The sequence below is a fragment of the Paenibacillus nuruki genome (genome assembly GCF_001721045.1).
GTDB classification, from domain to species: Bacteria; Bacillota; Bacilli; order Paenibacillales; family Paenibacillaceae; genus Saccharibacillus; species Saccharibacillus nuruki.
Map to the genome: position 1 here is coordinate 1 of NZ_MDER01000005.1, position 1,633 is coordinate 1,633.

Annotated in this window: 1 protein-coding gene; it reads left to right on the forward strand. The window is 24.1% G+C overall.

From position 1 onward, the window contains the following. Positions 1–32 precede the first annotated feature (32 nt). A partial coding sequence (locus PTI45_RS01110) for a hypothetical protein (RefSeq protein ID WP_069325712.1) occupies positions 33–1,633 on the forward strand: 1,601 nt, incomplete at its 3' end.

Genomic DNA, 1,633 nt, shown 5'->3' on the forward strand with positions numbered 1-1,633 from the left:
AATATATATATAAATTTAATTAGGAGGATAATATGGATTTATATAAACTTGGAAAAATATCGCCTGAAGAATTTCTTTTCGAGTTAGAATCTCTATGTAATACAAATAATTTTGACTCTGCTATAAAATTATTAAAAAAATCAGGTATTAGCATAAACTACTTTGGTAGTGGTAAACCCAAAAAAATAAAACTATACAAAGAAGCAATTGATTTATTAAAAAATAAAAATCCTTCTAAAATACAAGAAATTAAAAAATTAGAAAATGAAGTATATGCAATTAATCAATTGTATTTTAAATTAGCTACTAATTTTTTAAGTAAACTTGAAAATTTAATACCAGATAAAATACATTTAAACTCCTATGTAATATGTATGGAATTATTCTTATCTAAGGATATTTATAACTTAAAACATCAATCAGCATTAAATAATAATCAATCAGACTATTTTGAAAATAGTGTAGAATCTATTGGATTAGTATTGAAATATTTACTTTTTTACAAAGACTTTTCTTTTGAAAATGAGAATATTAGAATAGATTTTAATTATATCCAAGATGCAATTACACATCTTGAATATGCAGGTTACAAATCTTTATTGAACATATTATATGAGCTATGGAGCTATTTTGAAGTTGAGATTGATATAATAGAAAATTTGGTTTTGGCAAAAGCAAAAGGAAATAAAACTTTAGGGAAAACAATATCACATTTGAAATTTTTGGATGTTAGACAAGCTAAACAAGCCAGATATGCTCATGAACAATATTTATTATATGGCAATAACTCAACTATTAATAAGACTAGAAAACTTCCTCCTCATGGATATGCTTCATACGATGAAAGAATGGCTGTAGAGTTTGTAAAAGAATATTTTTCAACAGATGACTTCAATTCTGAAATATTTGGTATAAAAATTAGCGAATTCGTTAGAGCATATATGGCTATATCAATAGAATGTAAATCTTTTTTGGAAAGTAGAAAAACTACCAACTTAGTTAAAAAAGGTTCTATTTCTTTAAATGATATTTGTATTGTTAAATCTAAAAAGAAATGGACTTATTTAATGATAGAATGGGGAATCCAACAAAAAAATGCATCTAAAATATTTGATTTATTAATTTTCAATGAAAAATCAGAAGATTGCATAGATGCTCCATTTTTAAGGCTAGAAGAAAACTATATGGTAATTCCATCAATTAGTGTATCAACTGATCCTGTAAGGGCATTATTATCTAATCTAAAATGTAAAAATGTTGAAGTGAAAATTAAAGGTGATTGGTTTGAAATACAGATGCGGAAAACATTAGTGGAATCAGGTATAAATTGTATACAACTTAAAAATCCTGATTATGAATGTGATATAGTATTCTCCTTAGATGAAGATTTATTTTTTATTGAAGTAAAACACTTAAATGATCCTACTTCTTATAAACAATATATAGAAAATAACGATAAGATAATAGCAGCTACAGTCCAACTAAATAGAATAGTTAACTATTATACAAAAGCAGAAAAATTAGTTCATGTAAAACAACTTCTTAAAATAGATAATGTTAAAAATATATATAAAATAATTTTAACAAATACTGCTCAAGGAGAAAATTCTAAAATAAATGATACTTATATAAT